Origin of the sequence: Hyphomicrobium sp. (assembly GCF_020852195.1) — a bacterium.
Lineage (GTDB): Bacteria > Pseudomonadota > Alphaproteobacteria > Rhizobiales > Hyphomicrobiaceae > Hyphomicrobium_C.
This window is the reverse complement of sequence record NZ_JADZBI010000026.1, coordinates 1-17,106: the sequence shown is the minus strand read 5'-3', so window position 1 is coordinate 17,106 and position 17,106 is coordinate 1. Positions and strand designations below refer to the sequence as shown.

18 protein-coding genes are annotated in these 17,106 nt (G+C 66.6%); 7 read left to right on the top strand and 11 right to left on the bottom strand.

The features are described from left to right. Both IT540_RS02165 and IT540_RS02160 read left to right on the top strand, forming a co-directional pair. Window positions 1-879, top strand: an 879-nt coding sequence (locus IT540_RS02165; protein WP_291172603.1) for an ATP-binding cassette domain-containing protein, incomplete at its 5' end; no start/stop codon positions are given. 321 nt (window positions 880-1,200) lie between these two features. Continuing rightward, entirely contained in the window at window positions 1,201-1,638 is a 438-nt protein-coding gene (locus IT540_RS02160; protein WP_291172600.1) for a hypothetical protein, read from the top strand. Window positions 1,639-1,718: 80 nt separating this feature from the next. Here IT540_RS02160 and IT540_RS02155 read toward each other — a convergent pair whose 3' ends face one another. The 4 genes from IT540_RS02155 to IT540_RS02140 all read right to left on the bottom strand — a co-directional run bounded on the left by IT540_RS02155 (window position 1,719) and on the right by IT540_RS02140 (window position 5,830). Next, window positions 1,719-1,916, bottom strand: coding sequence for a hypothetical protein (locus IT540_RS02155; protein WP_291172598.1), 198 nt, complete (start codon window positions 1,914-1,916; stop codon window positions 1,719-1,721). Between the two features lie 80 nt (window positions 1,917-1,996). Then, window positions 1,997-4,279 (bottom strand): glycine--tRNA ligase subunit beta, encoded by a 2,283-nt coding sequence (gene glyS, locus IT540_RS02150; RefSeq protein WP_291172595.1) that lies wholly within the window; start codon window positions 4,277-4,279, stop codon window positions 1,997-1,999. Window positions 4,280-4,472: 193 nt separating this feature from the next. Beyond that, window positions 4,473-4,877: a hypothetical protein gene (locus tag IT540_RS02145; protein ID WP_291172592.1), complete on the bottom strand. Its 405-nt coding sequence runs from the start codon at window positions 4,875-4,877 to the stop codon at window positions 4,473-4,475. Beyond that, window positions 4,874-5,830 (bottom strand): glycine--tRNA ligase subunit alpha, encoded by a 957-nt coding sequence (locus tag IT540_RS02140; RefSeq protein ID WP_291172589.1) that lies wholly within the window; start codon window positions 5,828-5,830, stop codon window positions 4,874-4,876. Before IT540_RS02140 ends, IT540_RS02145 begins: the two co-directional genes overlap by 4 nt. 182 nt (window positions 5,831-6,012) lie before the next feature. Between IT540_RS02140 and IT540_RS02135 the strand changes: the two genes are divergently transcribed. Continuing rightward, a complete protein-coding gene (locus tag IT540_RS02135; RefSeq protein ID WP_291172586.1) occupies window positions 6,013-6,369 on the top strand; it encodes a metalloregulator ArsR/SmtB family transcription factor in 357 nt (118 codons plus the stop codon). After that, entirely contained in the window at window positions 6,366-6,827 is a 462-nt protein-coding gene (locus IT540_RS02130; protein WP_291172583.1) for an SRPBCC family protein, read from the top strand. The genes IT540_RS02135 and IT540_RS02130 overlap by 4 nt, the downstream gene beginning before the upstream one ends. A gap of 3 nt (window positions 6,828-6,830) precedes the next feature. Here the strand turns inward: IT540_RS02130 and IT540_RS02125 are convergent, their stop codons facing one another. From IT540_RS02125 to IT540_RS02115, 3 genes are read right to left on the bottom strand one after another with little or no spacing between them, the layout of a single operon-like run. Continuing rightward, window positions 6,831-7,043: a hypothetical protein gene (locus IT540_RS02125; protein WP_291172581.1), complete on the bottom strand. Its 213-nt coding sequence runs from the start codon at window positions 7,041-7,043 to the stop codon at window positions 6,831-6,833. A gap of 36 nt (window positions 7,044-7,079) precedes the next feature. Continuing rightward, on the bottom strand, window positions 7,080-7,925 hold the full coding sequence (locus IT540_RS02120; RefSeq protein ID WP_291172578.1) for a S49 family peptidase: 846 nt from the start codon (window positions 7,923-7,925) through the stop codon (window positions 7,080-7,082). 17 nt (window positions 7,926-7,942) lie between these two features. Then, window positions 7,943-8,794: a methyltransferase gene (locus IT540_RS02115; RefSeq protein ID WP_291172575.1), complete on the bottom strand. Its 852-nt coding sequence runs from the start codon at window positions 8,792-8,794 to the stop codon at window positions 7,943-7,945. A gap of 191 nt (window positions 8,795-8,985) precedes the next feature. On the opposite strand from IT540_RS02115, the gene IT540_RS02110 reads away from it, so the two are divergent. After that, window positions 8,986-9,921, top strand: a complete 936-nt coding sequence (locus tag IT540_RS02110) for a polyprenyl synthetase family protein (RefSeq protein WP_291172609.1) — start codon at window positions 8,986-8,988, stop codon at window positions 9,919-9,921. A 72-nt stretch (window positions 9,922-9,993) separates the two neighbouring features. Here IT540_RS02110 and IT540_RS02105 read toward each other — a convergent pair whose 3' ends face one another. From IT540_RS02105 to IT540_RS02095, 3 genes are all read right to left on the bottom strand, one after another. Next, on the bottom strand, window positions 9,994-10,905 hold the full coding sequence (locus IT540_RS02105) for a 4-(cytidine 5'-diphospho)-2-C-methyl-D-erythritol kinase (protein ID WP_291172572.1): 912 nt from the start codon (window positions 10,903-10,905) through the stop codon (window positions 9,994-9,996). 60 nt (window positions 10,906-10,965) lie between these two features. Next, the gene (locus IT540_RS02100; protein WP_291172569.1) at window positions 10,966-13,071 is read right to left on the bottom strand and encodes a tetratricopeptide repeat protein; all 2,106 of its coding nucleotides are present in this window, start codon (window positions 13,069-13,071) and stop codon (window positions 10,966-10,968) included. A 138-nt stretch (window positions 13,072-13,209) separates the two neighbouring features. Beyond that, a complete protein-coding gene (locus IT540_RS02095; RefSeq protein ID WP_291172566.1) occupies window positions 13,210-14,892 on the bottom strand; it encodes an electron transfer flavoprotein-ubiquinone oxidoreductase in 1,683 nt (560 codons plus the stop codon). A gap of 134 nt (window positions 14,893-15,026) precedes the next feature. On the opposite strand from IT540_RS02095, the gene IT540_RS02090 reads away from it, so the two are divergent. After that, a complete protein-coding gene (locus IT540_RS02090) occupies window positions 15,027-15,962 on the top strand; it encodes a uracil-DNA glycosylase (RefSeq protein WP_291172564.1) in 936 nt (311 codons plus the stop codon). A gap of 90 nt (window positions 15,963-16,052) precedes the next feature. Next, a complete protein-coding gene (gene moaB / locus IT540_RS02085) occupies window positions 16,053-16,595 on the top strand; it encodes a molybdenum cofactor biosynthesis protein B (RefSeq protein WP_291172606.1) in 543 nt (180 codons plus the stop codon). A 7-nt stretch (window positions 16,596-16,602) separates the two neighbouring features. Here moaB and IT540_RS02080 read toward each other — a convergent pair. Then, on the bottom strand, window positions 16,603-17,106 hold a 504-nt coding region (locus IT540_RS02080; protein WP_291172561.1), incomplete at its 5' end, for a GTP-binding protein.

Here is a 17,106-nt window from a genome sequence, read left to right as displayed (position 1 = left end):
CTCGGCGCCAACGGCAACGGCAAGTCTACCTTCGCCAAGCTTGTCGCCGGCAAGCTGGCGCCGCTCTCGGGCGATGTGTTCGGCGTCGGTCGCGTGACCGTCGGCTACTTCGCCCAGCACCAGCTCGACGAGCTGAACCCGCAGGCAACGCCCTTCGACTACGTCGTCAAGCTGATGCCGGAGGCCACGGAGGCCCAGCGGCGCGCGCGCCTCGGCACCTGGGGCTTCGGCGCCGACAAGGCGGATACGAAGTGCGCCAACCTCTCGGGCGGCGAGAAGGCGCGCCTACTGCTCGCGCTCACCGCCTTCCATGCGCCGCATCTCCTGATCCTCGACGAGCCGACCAACCACCTCGACGTCGACAGCCGCGAGGCGCTGATCCACGCCATCGCCGAGTACGAGGGCGCGGTGATCCTGATCAGCCACGACCGCCATCTCGTGGAGGCGACCGCCGACCGCCTGTGGCTGGTCGCGAATGGCACGGTGAGGACGTACGACGGCGACATGGAGAGCTACCGCGCCGAGCTTCTGGAGGCGCGCTCGCAGCGCAGCGAGCGGCGCGGCGGCGCCGAGCAACAGTCGGAAGGCCGCGCAAGCCGCGCCGACCAGCGCAAGGCCGCTGCCGGCCGCCGCGCCGAGCTCGCGCCCTTGAAGAAGGCCGTGCAGGCTGCGGAGAAAACCGTCGAGAAACTGACCGCCGAGCTGGCAAACCTCGACGCAATCCTTGCCTCGCCGGATCTTTACGCCGACGCAGCAAAGGCGAGCCGCGTCTCACAGGAGCGCGGCCAGACGGCAAAGCGCCTCGCCGAAGCCGAGGACACTTGGCTCGCGGCCACCGCCGCCTACGAGGAAGCCGCCGAGCAGGCAACTACGGCCTGACAGGCTCCGATCCCGGCCGGATCGCCCATTCGTCGGGCAAGCGGATACTGACGCGCCACGGCTTCGCCCATGACGCCAGCCTATTTTCAACGTCATCCCGGCGAAGGCCGGGACCCACGTCAGCCTCCACAAACGCCACGCCGGCAGGATCCTGGGCGGCAGCACAACTCACTTCGGTGGGACAGACCCCTCCCCGTTTGGATTCTTGCGCGGGAACCCGCTCCCCGCACCCGGCGTTTGTCCGCCACGGAGGCGAGCAACGCACACCGAGGCGCTGCCAGCGCGATGCGCCGTCTCCACGAAAAAACGGAGGAAACGATCATGACGCGACACGGACTGGCACTGGCCAGTGCGCTGATGCTCGGCGCCACGGCCGCCTACGCCGAGAGCATGATTTCGCCCGAGGGCATCGCGGCATCGGAAACCTCGGTCACCGTCGGCTCCGTCACCGCCGACAAGGATGGCTACCTCGTCGTGCACAGGACGGATTTCACCGGAACCATCCCGGGCAGCATCATCGGGCACGCGCCAGTCAAGGCCGGCGACAACGCCGGCGTATCGATCACCCTCGACAAGAAGGCGGAGGTCGGCACGAAGCTGATCGTGATGCTGCACGAGGAGGGCGACAACGACACCGACTTCGACGCGGCCGACAAGCCGGCCACCACGGGCCGCGGCCCGGTTCAGCAGATCGTGAATAAAAGAAAAACGCGTGATCAGAGGCCCGCAAGTAGCGTAGCGGACCAAGGCAGCGACTGAAAGATTTCGCTGCAGTGGCACGGATCATGAGCGGTCGGCGGTCCTCCGGGACCGCCGGCCATTTCATTCGCGCATCCGCCTCAGATCATCTGCTGAAGCAGCTTGCACGCCGTCTGCTCCGGCTGCACCGGATTCTCGGCATGCGCCTCGCGACGCGTCACACCGTCAGGACCCCAGTAAAGCACCGAGACGACGTCCCCCTGCACCATATACGTCGCATCGTGGTACTTGCCGTCCTTGGCGATGCTGAATGTCGTAGGCTGGCAGGCGTTTCCCATTTTCGCCCCCTATTCAAGACCTAAGCACGGTACCTTGAATCGGGGACTTGGGAATGTACGGAAAAATACGTACCCGTCCCTCAGCCCGCGATCTTCGAGAAATTGGCCACCGTGAGAGTTGTAGCGCGGATCTCGGACAAAAGTTTCAGCCGATTCTCGCGCAGGGCGGAATTGGAATCGTTGACGGTCACCTTGTCGAAGAAGGCGTCCACCGGCGCGCGCAGCTCGGCGAGCGCGTTCATCGCCCCCTTGAAGTTCTCGACGTTGATCGCCGCCACCGTATCCTGCTTCACGCTCTCGATGGCCGCCGCCAGCGCCAGCTCCTCCTTCTCGTTGAGAAGTTTCAGATCGTAGCTGCCGGCGTAGCTCGTCTTGTCCTTCTTCTCCTCGATGGCGAGGATGTTCGACGCGCGCTTGACGCCCGCGAGCAGGTTGGCGCCGTCGTCGGTCTTGAGGAACTGGGCAAGCGCCTCGACGCGCTTGACGATCAAGGCAAGGTCATCCTGCCCGCCGAGCGAGAACACGGCGTCGATGAGGTCGTGCCGCGCACCCTGGTCCTTGAGATAGACCTTCAGCCTGTCGGCGAAAAACGACAGGAGATCCTGCTTGAGCGGAGACGGAAGCGCATAGACCCCGACGAGGGCGTCGAGCGGAATCTCCTTCTCCCGGTTCTTCAGGTATGTGTCCGGCACCGGCACGGACCAGACCGCGACGCTGTTCCACCCCGCACCGGCATCGACATCGATCCACTGCGAGCGCAGCGCCTCGTCTTGCACCTTGTTGTTTGCCACCTTGGCAAACAGAAACAGGTTGCCCTTCTTCGAAACGCCTTGCTTGAGCTGCTCATAGGCGTGATCGAACGCCCGCATCAGCGGCACCCGGAGATCGTTCTCGATCACAATGCGGATCACGCCGAGCGCCGCGCGCCGGAGCTGATAGGGATCGCCTGAGCCCGTCGGCTTCTCGTCGATGGCCCAGAAGCCGACCAGCGTGTCGAGCTTGTCGGCGAGCGCCACCGCGATGGCTACGGCGTCGCCCTCTTCCTCCTTCGGCACCGTGTCCGACTGCCCTTTGGGCTTGTAGTGCAGCTCGATGGCGCGCGCGATCTCGGGCTTCGTCCCCGCTTTCTCCGCGTAGTAGCGGCCCATGAGCCCCTGCAGCTCCGGGAACTCGCCGACCATGTCGGAGACGAGGTCCGCCTTGCAAAGCTCCGCCGCACGCCGCGCATCCTGCGGATCCGCATCCACCGCGCCCGCGATCTGGAACGCCAGCTCCTTGACTCGCTCCACGCGCACCGCCTGCGTGCCGAGCTTCTCATGGAACGTGATGCCTTCGAGCGCGCTCGCCATCTCGTCGAGCGGCCGCTTGAGATCCTGCTCCCAGAAGAACTTGGCATCCGACAGCCGCGCGCGGATCACCTTTTCGTTGCCGGCGACGATCTGCGCCCCGCCGTCGGTCGCAGTGAGGTTCGACACCAGGATGAACCGGTTGGCGAGCTTCTTCGTCTTCGGATCCCTGAGCGAGAAGCACTTCTGATGCGTCTTCATGGACGTGATCAGGCACTCAGCCGGCACGTCGAGAAAGCTCTGATCGAACGCACCCATGAGCACCACGGGCCATTCAGTGAGCCCCGCGTTCTCGGCAAGCAGCGCCTCGTCCGCGATCAGCTCGAGCTTGGCCTTCTTGGCCAGCGCCTCGGCCTGCTCGCGGATCTCCTCCGCGCGCTCACCGGCGTTCAGCATCACAGCGTGGCCGGCGAGCTTGTCCGCATAGTCCTCGAAGCTCTTGACCTCGAATACGTCGTTGCCGTGGAAGCGATGCCCACGCGTCGTGTTCGACGCCGTAAGCCCCGCCACCTCGAGCGGCACCACGCGGCCGTCGATCAGGCAGATGACCGACTTCAGCGGCCGGATCCACTGGAACGTGCCCGAGCCCCACCGCATGGACTTCGGCCACGGAAACTTGGCCAGCACGCCGGCCACGACCTCGGCGGCGATCTCCGCCGCCGGCCGCCCGCGCTTCTCGATGCGCGCGACGTAGTAGTCGCCCTTCTTCTCGTCCTTGACGATCTCGGCTTCCCCGATGGAAGCCAATCCGGCCGCCTTCAGGAAGCCCGCCACCGCCTGCTCCGGCGCGCCGACGCGCGGCCCTTTCCGCTCTTCCGAGACCGCGGGCGAATGAGCGGGCACATCCTCGACCGCAAGCGCGAGCCGCCGCGGCGTTGCGAAGCTGTGCGCCTCGCCGACCGCAAGACCGGCGGCACTGAGGCCTTCCGTCACGAGGCGCTTGAGATCCTCCGCCGCCCGCGCCTGCATGCGCGAGGGGATCTCCTCGGAAAAGAGCTCGAGCAGCAGTTCTGCCATCGTCGGTCGCCTCTAGAGTGAGCGGGCGCGGCTCCGCAAAGCAGCCGCGTCGGAGAGACATACGAGCCCGGCCGCACCCCGGCAACCCGCGACTTCACGTGCGCTGGACGCGGAAAAGCCGAGGGCATGCGTTGCGGGCATGTCCTCGACTTCGATAGTGCGGGGCCGACGACTGACGAAGGTCAGCGAAAGCTTATGGCGCCGGTGCAGGCTCAGGTGCCGGAGCAGGCGCGGCCTCGGGGGCCGCGGGTGTCTCTGCTGGCGGCGCCTCGGGAGCAGGTGCTGCCTCAGGCGCAGGGGCGGGCTCGGGTGCAGCGGAAGGCGCAGGCTCCGGAGCTGGTTCAGGCGCAGCAGGCGCGGGCGGAGCAGGTGCAGGCTCCGGCGCTGCGGCAGGCGTATCGGCCGGCGGCGCACCGATGTAGTCGATCGCCGTCTTGCCGACCTCGTCGACGGTGCCGGTCGTCGTGAGATAGCCGAGGCCGACGGCAAGCGCGACGACGTACATCCACAGCACCGGTTTGTAGCGACCGAGCAGAATTCCGCCGATCAGGAGCGCCGGAACGCCGATTACAATTAAGCCAATATGAGTCTCAGTCACGAACGGCCTCCTTCAGTCTCAAGCCAAGCCGCGCAGCACGCTTTGGCGAGCTCGCGCACACGGAGGATATACCCCTGGCGCTCCGTAACAGAGATCACTCCCCGCGCATCAAGAAGATTGAAAACATGTGATGCTTTTATGCACTGGTCGTAAGCAGGCAAAGCCAGAAGGTGTTTTTCATCAGTTGCTCCTCTTTCGAGCAGCGATTTGCACTCCTTTTCAGCGTCGCGGAAATGCTGCAGCAGAAGCGCGGTATCGGCGTGTTCGAAGTTGAATCGCGAATACTCTTGTTCCGCCTGCAGAAAAACGTCGCCATAGGTCAGCTTCCTGTCGTCGTGGCGTCCGTTGAAGTTGAGGTCGAAAACGCGATCCGTACCCTGAACATACATGGCGAGCCGCTCGAGCCCGTAAGTAATCTCACCGGAGACAGGATTGCAGTCGAAACCGCCGACCTGCTGGAAATAGGTGAACTGCGTCACCTCCATGCCGTTGCACCACACCTCCCAGCCGAGCCCCCAGGCACCGAGCGTCGGGCTCTCCCAGTCGTCCTCGACGAAACGGATGTCGTTGACCTTCGTGTCGATGCCGATGGCGTCGAGGCTCGCCAGATAGAGATCGAGAATGTTCTCGGGTGACGGCTTCATGATCACCTGGAACTGGTAGTAGTGCTGGAGCCGGTTCGGGTTCTCGCCGTAGCGTCCGTCCTTGGGCCGGCGCGAGGGCTGCACGTAGCAGGCGTTCCAGGGCTTGGGCCCGAGCGCGCGCAGCGTCGTCGCCGGATGGAACGTGCCGGCGCCCACCTCCATGTCGTAGGGCTGCAGCACGACGCACCCCTGCGCGCCCCAGAACTGCTGCAGCGTCAGGATGAGATCCTGGAAGCTCTCCTTGGGCCTCAGCGCAGGCAGACCTGCGGCAGGTTTGGCTTCGGCTGTCCGGGTCTGGGATTTGGGCATAAGGCCGCCGAGAATTGTTGCAAGCGGCGCACTATACGCATTCGCAGCCCCCTGTCACCCCGGCCCAATCGGCATACCCCGCCCAAGCGGCAAGCCCTCAATTGCAGGCCACAGACGTCGAAAAACTGAAGCGACCACTAAACTGTTCTTGCGTCCGGCCCGATCTTGCGATAGTTAAGCGTATGCTTCACCAATCGAGCCAGCTCGACCGCCTCTACCACGCCCTCGCCGACTCCGGGCGGCGCGCGATGCTGGACCGTCTCTCCCGCGGACCGGCGTCCGTCAGCGAGCTCGCCGCTCCGCTCGAGATGACGCTGTCGGCGGTCGTGCAGCATCTCAAGGTGTTGGAGGAGAGCGGCCTCGTGCGCACGGAGAAGGTGGGCCGCGTGCGCACCTGCCGCGTGGATTCGAAGGCGCTCAGCCTGGCGGAGCGATGGATCAACCAGCGGCGCAAGTTGTGGGAGCGCCGCCTCGACCGTCTTGGCGACGTCCTCGCCGCCCTTCCCGACGAAGATCAAGCAAAGGACAGTAAGCCATGACCGAGCGTTCCGTCATTCACGCCACCTTCTCGATCGAGCGCACCTATGATGCCGCTCCTTCGAAGGTTTTCCGGGCCTATGCGGATCGTGCCATCAAGCGCCGCTGGTTCGTCGAGGGCGAAGGATGGGACATCGAGACCTACGACCTCGACTTCCGCATCGGCGGCACGGAATCCTCGAGCTTCCGCTTCAAGGGCGGCGCGCTGATCCGCTTCGACGCCGTCTATCAGGACATCGTGCCGAACGATCGCATCATCGTCGCCTACAACATGACGATCGACGACAAGCGTATCTCGGCCTCGCTCGCAACCACGGAGCTGAAGCCCGACGGCAAGCGCACCAAGCTCGTCTTCACCGAGCAAGGCGCATATCTCGACGGGTACGACAGTATCGCGCAGCGCGAGGAAGGCACGCGCGAGCTTCACGAAGCCCTCGCGCGGGAACTGGCACGGTCGTAGCGGCTATTGGGAGCGCGGGCGATAGACGCCCGTCGCCGGATCATATTCCAGCGTACCGAGGTCCTTGGGCATCCCCTGCCCGCGCGCCATGGCCTCGCGCAACTCCGCCTCCCGCAGACGCGCGGCGTCCTCTGCGTCCGCGAGCATCCGCGACACCCACTTGTAGCCGGCGTAGAGACCGGCACCGGCGATCACCAGAGCGAACACGTGCGGCATGGCCTGCTCCGCGAGACGACGGTCGAGCCCGCAATCTTACAACCCGAACCGCGACCAAAGGGCCCTTATCTCGACAGCCGACACCAGATCGTCGGCGAAAGCAAGGCCCTCACCGGAGGCTCCATCGCTCCCGCCGAATATGGACGGCAGCCGCCTGAGCCGCGACGCGAGCCAGCCACGCTCGATCGGCACCAAGCGCAGTCGCACGTCCTCCCCGTGCACCTCGCGCATCTTCGTGCGCACGTCCGAGATGCCGTCGATCAGCCCGAGGTCGAGCGCATCGGCAGCCGACCAGAACGCCCCCGAGAAGAGCTCTGCATCGGGTCCCTTGAGCCGCCCGCCTCGGCGATCCTTGACCACGCCGATGAACACGTCGTGCACGTTGCGCTGGACGGCCTTGAGCCGCTCGACATCCTCCGGTTTCTCCGGCTGAAAAGGATCGAGCGCGCCCTTGTTGGCGCCCGCCGTATAGACGCGCCGCGAGATGCCGAGCTTCTCGATGGCCCGGTCGAGCCCGAAGCTGGCCGAGATCACGCCGATGGAGCCCACGATCGACGACGCGTCCGCATAGATCTCGTCGCCAGCCACTGCCACGTAGTAGCCGCCGGAAGCCGCCACGTCCTCGCAGAACACGTAGAGCTTCTTTTCTTTCTCCTCCGCGAGCTGCCGCAGCCTGCGGAACAGGAGGCTCGACTGCACGGGGCTGCCGCCGGGAGAGTTGATGACCACCGCCACCGACTTTGCCCGTGACATCGAGAACGCTTTCTCGATCGGACCCGCCAGCGTCGCGATCGAGAGGCCGGGCCGAAGCGGCGCCGCCATGCCGATGGCGCCGGAAAGTCGCAACACGGGAACCACCACACCACGGCTGAACCAGCCCATGCGTCACATCCTTTCGCTTATTCCCCTCCCCCTTGTGAGGAGGTGTCGGGGGCGGAGGGACTTTGCAGCGCAGGCGTTTGCGCATCCCCCTCTGTGCCAGAGAGTCCATAGGCCACCGCAAGCGACTGGCCAAGCCGCAGCACACCCTCGGCACCCGGCGTAAAGCGGTTCTCCGCATCGTGCAGCCAGATCCCGGCCTCGAGCCGGAACGGCGCCCGCGAGCCTTTGACACCACGGAGCAGAATGCGCCCGGCCGGCTCGCCGGCAAAGGAATGGAGGGGCAGCGCCGTGAGCCCCCCGAATCGGCCCGTAAGCACCTGCATGAGATGCGGCAGCGCGGCCGTCTTGTGGATGATCAGCGCTTCGCCCCCGGGGCGCGCCATGCGCGCCAGGAACCGGCACCAGGGGTCGAGTCCGGCGAGCGGCATGGCGTACGCGGCCGCCTTGAGGGCATGCGGCGCCGCCGTCCCCGCCCCCTCCGCGTGATACGGCGGATTGGCGATAACCTGATCGAACGCCCCCTCGGCAACGTCGAGCGCGGAAAGCTCCGCGCGCGTCACATGCGAGACATCCGCCTCCACTATCGTCACGCGGTCGCCGAGCGCGTTTCTCGCGATGTTCTCGCGCGCCAGCGCCACGAGCTCGGGCTCGCGCTCGACCAGCACCACCCTGGCCGCCGGACACCGCCATGCGACGCAAAGCCCCGCCGTGCCGACGCCTGCCCCGGCATCGAGAACGCTGAACGGGGCTCCCTCCCGGTCCCCCACCGCCGCCGCCAGCATGACCGCGTCGAGCCCGGCGCGATAGCCCTGCCGCGGCTGCAGGATCCTGAGCCGGCCACCCAGAAAGGCATCGTCGCTGACGGGCATCAAGATCTCGCTGCGTCTCGTTTTTCGGTGCGCGGAAGCCAAACTCTGGCTATGCTGCGGGGGGTTATTAGACCGCAAGAAACGTTCGCAAACAAACTAAGGAAAACGCCGTGGGAGTTGTCGTTCCCCTGGACGAGGCACGCGAGCCTTCGCAAAGCCTCGCACCCCTGCTCGAGATCGTCAGCGAGGATATGAATGCGATCAACCGCATCATCCTCGACAAGGCCGTTTCCCACGTCGACCTGATCCCGAAGCTCACCCACCACCTGGTCAACTCCGGCGGCAAGCGCCTGCGCCCGATGCTGGCCATCGCCGCTTCCAAGCTGTGCGCCTACAAGGGCGACGGCCATGTGCGCACCGCGGCGGCCATCGAGTTCATGCACACGGCGACCCTGCTTCACGACGACGTGGTGGACGAGAGCGACACGCGCCGCGGTCGCAAGACCGCGCGCCTCATCTGGGGCAACCAGGCCACCGTCCTCGTCGGCGATTTCCTGCTCGGCCAGGCGTTCCGCATGCTGGTGGACGTGGGCTCGCTTCCCGTGTTGCGCATTCTCTCCAATGCTGCGGCGACTATCGCCGAGGGCGAGGTGATGCAGCTCGCCGCCGCCAAGAACACGGCGACCACCGAGGACGCCTATCTCTCGATCATCGACGCCAAGACCGCGGCCCTGTTCGCGGCCGCGGCCGAGGTCGGCGCCGCCATCGCCAACCGGCCCGCCGACGAGCAGGCCGCCCTGCGCTCCTACGGGCGCAACCTGGGGCTCGCCTTCCAGCTCGTCGACGACGCGCTCGACTACTCGGGCGACAGCGCCCGGCTCGGCAAGTCCGTCGGTGACGATTTCCGCGAGGGCAAGATCACGCTGCCGGTCATCCTCTCGTTCCGCCGTGGCAACGACCGCGACCGCAAGTTCTGGAACCGCACCATTGTCGAGGGCGAGATCGAGGACGGCGACCTTGAGCACGCGATCGGTCTCATGACGCGGCACAAGACCACGGAGGCGACGCTGGAGCGCGCCCGCTCCTACGGCAGCATCGCGCGCGACGCGCTGGCGATCTTCCCCGAGAGCCGCGAGCGGAGCGCCATGCAGGACGTCATCGACTTCTGCATCTCCCGCGCGCATTGACGCGCCTCGCTGCCCATCGCCCTGCACGTGCGGTGGGAACCTCGCGCTGCGGCCGAGAGCCTGCCCCTCGACCTAGCCTCCTCCCCGCAAAAACGGGGAGAGGGGATTAGTCTCGCCAAGCGCCACCGCGGCAATCCACCAATTGCCATGCTGCTCGGAGAGCACCTTCCGCGCGGCTTCCGCAGCGGATTTATCCGGGAAGACGCCGAACGAGGTCGGCCCGGCGCCCGATACGGCGACGTATTCGACACCCGGCAGCGCCGCGAGCGCGACGTGCACCACGCCGGTCTCTGGCACGACCGCTTCCGCCGCCACTGCGAGATCGTTGCCTCGCGCGCGCATGAAATCCAGGAGCACGTCGCGATCCCCGAAACGCGGTGGCTCCGGAGCCGTATAGCCCGCCCGAAGCGGCCTTGCGCCAAGCATCCGGAACACGCAGGCCGTCTTGTCCTCGGGCACCTCGGCCATGGGATTGACCAGCACCGCATGCAGCGGCGGCAGGCCGCCCGCGATCTTGGCCAGCGCGTCGCCGGTACCCGTCATCCAAAGCGGCCACGCTTCGAGGCAGACGGGTACGTCCGCACCGAGCGCACGCGCAAGCCCGTGCCAGTCGACGCTGTCGGAGGCCGCTTCGTTCGTCTTCCGCACCGCGCGCAGGAGCGCGCCGGCGTCCGCCGAGCCGCCCCCGACACCGGCCGCGACCGGGAGATGCTTCTCGAGATGCACAGTACCAACCGCGAGCTGCGGCGCGCGCTCCTTGAGCAGCGCCGCCGCACGCTCGAGAATGTTCACTCCCACGAGCTCCGCCGCGAACGGCCCCGACACCGAGATCTCGGGCGGCCCACCCGGATCCAACGTCACCACGTCGCCGATGTCGGCGAACGCAACCAGGCTCGCAAGCTCGTGCAAGCCGTCGTCGCGGCGCCCCGCGATCTCGAGCGTGAGGTTGATCTTCGCCGGCGCGTGTTCGCGAATGGAGGTCATGCGATGAAAATCCGCGCCGCGCCCAAGGCCCGTCGCGCAGACCCGCAGCGGTGATAGGCGCTACTTATCGCTGTCGCCGGCCTTCGCCGCCTGCTTGCCGGTGCCCTCGCCCGCGTGGGGGAGCTGAACCCCGGTAAGCCCCGTCTCGAGCTTCTTGCGGATCTTGGCCTCGTCTTCGGGCTCAGGCTTGAGCGACAGCGCCTGATCCCACTGATATCGCGCCTCGCGCTCGCGCCCCACGCGCCACAGCGCATCGCCCAGATGGTCGTTGAGCACCGGATCGTCGGGCTTGAGCTCCACGGCGCGCTCGAGGTAGCGCACCGCCTCCTGGAAATTGCCCTGCATGTAGTGGGCCCAGCCGAGGCTGTCGACGATGTAGCCGTCGTCGGGCTTGAGCGCCACGGCCTTCTCGATGTGCGCCATGCCCTCCTTGAGCTTGCGCCCCTGGTCGATCCACGAGTAGCCGAGATAGTTTAAGATCAGCGGCTGGTCCGGATAGAGCGAGAGCGCCTTCTCGAGATCGACCTCGGCCGCATCCCAGTTCTTGAGCCGCTCGTAACTCGTGCCGCGCGCATAGTAGTAGACCCAATGCCGCCGCTCCGGCTTGGTGACCAGCGCCAGCGCCCTGTCGTAGTAGGGGATGGCATCGGCATAGCGCTTGCGCGCGCGCATGATATTGCCCAGCGCGTCCAGGATCTCGAGCCGGTCCGATACCGTAAGCGGCACCGGACTCTCCATGGCGGCATCGCCGGCCTCCGCGCTCCCGCCGACGATGGCACGGAACGTGTTCGGCCCCACGATGCCGTCGGCGCGCAGGTTGTGCTTGGCCTGGAACGCCATCACCGCCCGGCGCGTGTCGTTGCCGAAACGGCCGTCGGGCGTACCGATGTCGTAACCGAGCTTCTGCAGGGCCTGCTGCAGCTTCTCCACCGCCTCCCCGCGCTTGCCGAGACGGAGGACCTCGTCGTCGGGGATCGAGACGGCCTCGGCCGCCGACGCTGCAGCCGACGCACCGTCCGTCGCGGCCACGTCCGTCCCGGGCTTCGGCTCGTCGAGCAGCCTTTCGAGCGTCGCGCGCGCCTCGTCGACCTTCTCGAGCGAGTTGAGATTGAACGCCTTGCGGATCTCCACCGCCGTGCCGAGCGGGCTCGAGCGCGGGATGCGATCATAGATGGCGATCGCGTCGGAATACTGCTTGTTCCCCTCGTAGGCGCTGGCGAGCGCCGCGAGCGCGAACTGATGCTCCGGCTCGATGTAGAGGGCCATCTGCATGTAGAGCACGCCGACGCCCACGGCACCTTCCGCGATCAGCGCCTCGCCGAGCCCGTAGAATACTTCGGCCATGCCCTCGGACGCGGTGGTCACGATCGGCTCGATCGGCTTGCCGGACCGCACGGCCGCCCTGAGGCTACGCAGCAGCGGATGGCCGTCGCCCTGCGAGCGCTGGATCTGCTCGTCGATGATGGCCAGCGCCCGTTTGCGGTCGCCGACGAACGCCTCGTGGCGGGCATAGGCGAGCGCGGTGCGCAACGTCCGCGCATCCTGCGCATAGACGCGCTCATAGGCCGTGCGGGCCTCGTTTCGCCGCCCCGCGATGTCGGCGATCATGCCGCGATGGTAGCGCAGGAAGAACTGCGCCCATTCGGCCTGCTTCGGCAGGTCGAGCTTCGCCAGCGACCCGGACACGTCGTCGTTGGCGAGTTCGACCCACGCCATGCCCATGGCGCTCGTCAGCTCGCCGATCGGCCCGGACCCGGCGGTCTTGAAATGCTCCTCGGACTTGCGCCAGGACCCGGCCTTGAAGTCCCTGAGCGCCAGCGCGAGCTGCGCCATGCGGTGCGTCTTCTGAACGCCGACCAGATCCTCGGCCAACTTGAACGCGCGTGGCCAGTCGCCGCGGGCGGCCTCGATTTGAAACGCCTGCTCGAGCAGAAGCTCGTTCTGCGGATCGTGGGTCAGCGCGCTGCGGTAGAACTCCGCTGCCTCGGAGGTATCGTTCTGCGCCCTGGCGAAGCGCCCGGCGAGATAGCTGCCGACCAGGGAATGCGTGCCCTCGAACGGCTCGCTTGCCTCCACCGCCTCGGCCCTCGACGGCCCTGATGATGCGATCAGCCCCGCGGCCACAAGCGGAATGAGGACGGCAAACCGGCCATGGCGAGCGCTCATTCTGATGATCCTCTTCGGGAAGCCCAGCACGACGTCGATGGAGAGTAGCAAACCTTGCCGCGGCTTGGCGACTCCGCTTCAACGATGATCCGAAGCTAAATTAACTGAAATTTCCACCCGTCTCGCGCCACCAGACACTCACATCTCGGCGTAATTCGGTCCGCCACCGCCTTCCGGGCAGACCCAGGTGATATTCTGGCTCGGATCCTTGATGTCGCAGGTCTTACAGTGAACGCAGTTCTGGGCGTTGATCTGGAACAGCGCCTCCCCCGCGTCATTGCGCACCACCTCGTAGACACCCGCCGGGCAATAGCGCTGCGCCGGCTCCGCATACTCCGGCAGATTGACAGCTATGGGGATCGACGGCTCCTTCAGAACAAGGTGAACCGGTTGATCTTCCTCATGATTCGTCGCCGAGAAGGAGACGTTCGTGAGTTTGTCGAAAGTGAGCACGCCATCCGGCTTGGGATACGCGATCGACGTCGCCCTCCTGGCCTTGTCGAGCGTCGCGTAGTCCGGCTTGCGGTGGCGGAGCGTGCCGAGCGGCGACCAGCCGAAGAGCAGCGTCCGGATCCACATGTCGATGCCGCCGAGCCCGACGCCGATTACCGTGCCGAAACGCGACCAGAGCGGCTTCACGTTGCGCACGCGCTTCAAGTCGCGCGCGATATCGCCCTCGCGTACCGCGCTTTCATATGCACCAAGCACATCGTGCGCGCGTGCCTCGCCGAGCGCGGCCACGACCGCCTCCGCGGCGTGGATGCCGGACAGGATGGCGTTGTGGCTGCCCTTGATGCGCGGCACGTTCATGAACCCGGCCGCGCAGCCGACGAGCGCGCCGCCGGGAAACACGAGCTTCGGAATCGATTGCCAGCCGCCCTCGGTGAGGGCGCGCGCGCCGTACGCGATGCGCCGCCCGCCCTGGAGCACCGGCGCAATGGTGGGATGCGTCTTGAAGCGCTGGAACTCGTCGTAGGGCGAGAGATAGGGATTCTCGTAGTTGAGGTGGATCACGAAGCCCACCGACACGAGGTTCTTGCCGTAGTGATAGAGGAATGATCCGCCGCCCGTTTTCATGTCGAGCGGCCAGCCGAACGTGTGCTGCACGAGGCCCGGGCGATGCTTCTCCGGCGCCACCTCCCACAGCTCCTTGAGCCCGATGCCGAATTTTTGCGGCTCGGCGTCGCGCGCGAGGTTGAACTTGCGGATCAGCGTCTTCGTGAGCGAGCCCCGCGCGCCCTCGGCAAACAGCGTATACTTTCCCTTAAGCTCCATGCCGCGCGTGAAGCCGTCCTTGGGCTGGCCGTCGCGGCCGACACCCATGTCCGCCGTCGCCACGCCGACCACCGCGCCGGCCTCGTCGTAAAGCACCTCGTTGACGGAAAATCCCGGATAGACCTCGACTCCGAGCTCGGCCGCCTGCTCCCCAAGCCAGCGCACAAGGAGGCCGAGGCTGCCGACGTAGTTGCCGTGATTGTTCATCAAGGGGGGCATCAGGAAGTTCGGCAGGCGGATGTCGCCGGCCGGGCCAAGCACAAGGAAGCGGTCCTCCTTGACCTCGGTCGCGAGCGGCGCCCCGCGCTCGCGCCAGTCCGGGATCAGGCGGTTGAGGCCGATGGGATCGATCACCGCGCCCGAGAGGATGTGCGCGCCCACCTCGCTGCCCTTCTCGAGCACGACGACGGAGATGTCCTCGCCCTTCTCGGCGGCGAGTTGCTTGATGCGGATCGCCGCCGCGAGGCCGGCCGGCCCCGCTCCGACGATCACAACATCGAACTCCATGGCCTCCCGCTCGGGAAGGTCAGCATCACCCCGCGCCATTCTGTCTTGTCCTATCCGCCACTGCCTTAATTGTCGGTGTGGTCCCAATTGACGGAGGCGTCAAGCCGGTACCGAGCCGCGGGATAACGCGCGGGGCGTGCAAAAGGATCGCCCAATGCGTAAGGTGCCGCACCATGCAATCCGACGCCGATATCCACGCGCTCGCCGCAACGCTGCTCGACTGGTACCGGGAGATGGGCGTCGACGCCGCCGTCGCCGATCACGCCGTCGATTGGCTCGCACGCGGCGATGTCGCGCCCGGCGCAGCGTTCCGCTTGCCTCCGTCATCCGTGGAGCGCATCCCTGAATTCCCTCCCCCTGGTGGGGAGGGGTTAGGGGCGGGGGGAATCCCGACGTCGCACGTTCGGGAGTCCCCCCCTCCCTTCCCTCTCCCACAAGGGGGGAGGGTTGCATCGCCTCGTCCTGACCCGCGGCCGGGCTTCACGGCCACGCCACCGGACGCGGCAGAGCTCGCCGCACGCACCGTGGCACGCAACGCCGCCAGCCTCGAAGAGCTGGAAACGGCGCTCGCAGCCTTCGACGGCTGCGGCCTCAAGGCGACGGCGAAAAACCTCTGCTTCTACCGCGGCTCACCCCGCGCGCGCCTTATGATCAGCGGCGAGGCGCCGGGCCGCGACGAGGACCTCGAAGGCAAGCCGTTCGTCGGCCGCGCCGGCCAGCTCCTCGACAAGATGCTGGCCGCCATCGGCCTTAAGGAGGACGACGTGCACATCACCAACGTCGTCTACTGGCGCCCGCCCGGCAACCGCACGCCGACGCCGCAGGAGAGCCAGGTCTGCCGTCCGTTTCTCGAGCGTCAGATGGAGCTCGTGGAACCCGACATTGTGCTACTGCTGGGAGGCGCGGCGGCCAAGCAGGTGCTGGATGTGACCGAAGGCATCATGCGCATCCGCGGCAAATGGCGCGAGATCGACATCGGCGGCCGGCCGGTGCGGACAATGGCGACGCTGCATCCGGCCTACCTGCTGCGCACGCCGGCCGCCAAGCGCCAGGCCTGGCGCGACCTCCTTGCCGTCCAGGCCGCCCTCGAGTCCGGGCCTGCGAAATGATCCTGCAGCCCCAAGCCATCGTATCTCGAATGTTCGCGCCGTGAGCCCCTCACCCGTACGACCTATGATCCCTGACAGATGACCACCACGATGACCCGCCTCGACGACACGCGCCCCTTCATCCCGCTCCGCATCGCCATCCTGACGATGTCGGACACGCGCACCGCCGCGGACGACAAGTCCGGCGACACACTGTCGGCGCTCGCGACAGAAGCGGGCCATACCATCACCGCGCGCGCGCTCCTAAAGGATGACGCCGAGGCCATCCGCGCCCAGGTCTCGGCATGGATCGCCGATCCCGCTATCGATGTCGTCCTCACCACCGGAGGCACCGGCTTCACCGGCCGCGACGTGACGCCCGAGGCCGTGAAGCCGCTCTTCGAGAAGGAGATCGACGGCTTCTCGGCTCTCTTCCACCAGATTTCGTTTCAGTCGGTGTGCACCTCGACCATCCAGTCGCGCGCCTGCGGCGGCATCGCGCATGGCACGCTGATCTTCTGCCTGCCGGGCTCGACCGGCGCCTGCAAGGACGCCTGGAACGGCATCCTGAGGTGGCAGCTCGACAACCGCCACCGGCCCTGCAACTTCGTAGAGATCATGCCGCGCTTCGAGGAGCACCGCCCGAAGTCGTGATGCGCACTTAGGCGGCCTCTTTTCCCCATACGGGAAACGGATCCTCGAGCGCGAGCCAAGCTTTGGCATCCACGGGGCCTGTATTCGGCACGTCGAGCAGGCAGGCATCGAGCGCCGCCACGATCGCGTCCTTGTCCATCTCCCGCGTGCCGATGAAGACCAACTCCTGCCGCCGGTCTCCCCACCGTTTGTCCCAGCCCTCGCGGATACGGATCTGCGTCGCCTCGTCGTCCGGCCATTTGCTCTTGGGCACCGCGGCCCACCAGTAGCCTGCCGCCTCGTGGCGCACGAGCGCACCGGCCTGCGACAGCTCCCCGACCCAGGCCGGGCGCGTGGCGAGCCAGAAGAACCCCTTGGCGCGCACAACGCCAGGCCAGGATTGGCCGAACAACGCATGCAGCTTCGCCGGCTCGAACGGTCGCCGTGCCCGGTAGACGAAGCTCGCGATGCCGTACTCCTCGGTCTCGGGCTGATGATCGCGGAATCCGTTGAGCTCACGGAACCAGGTCGG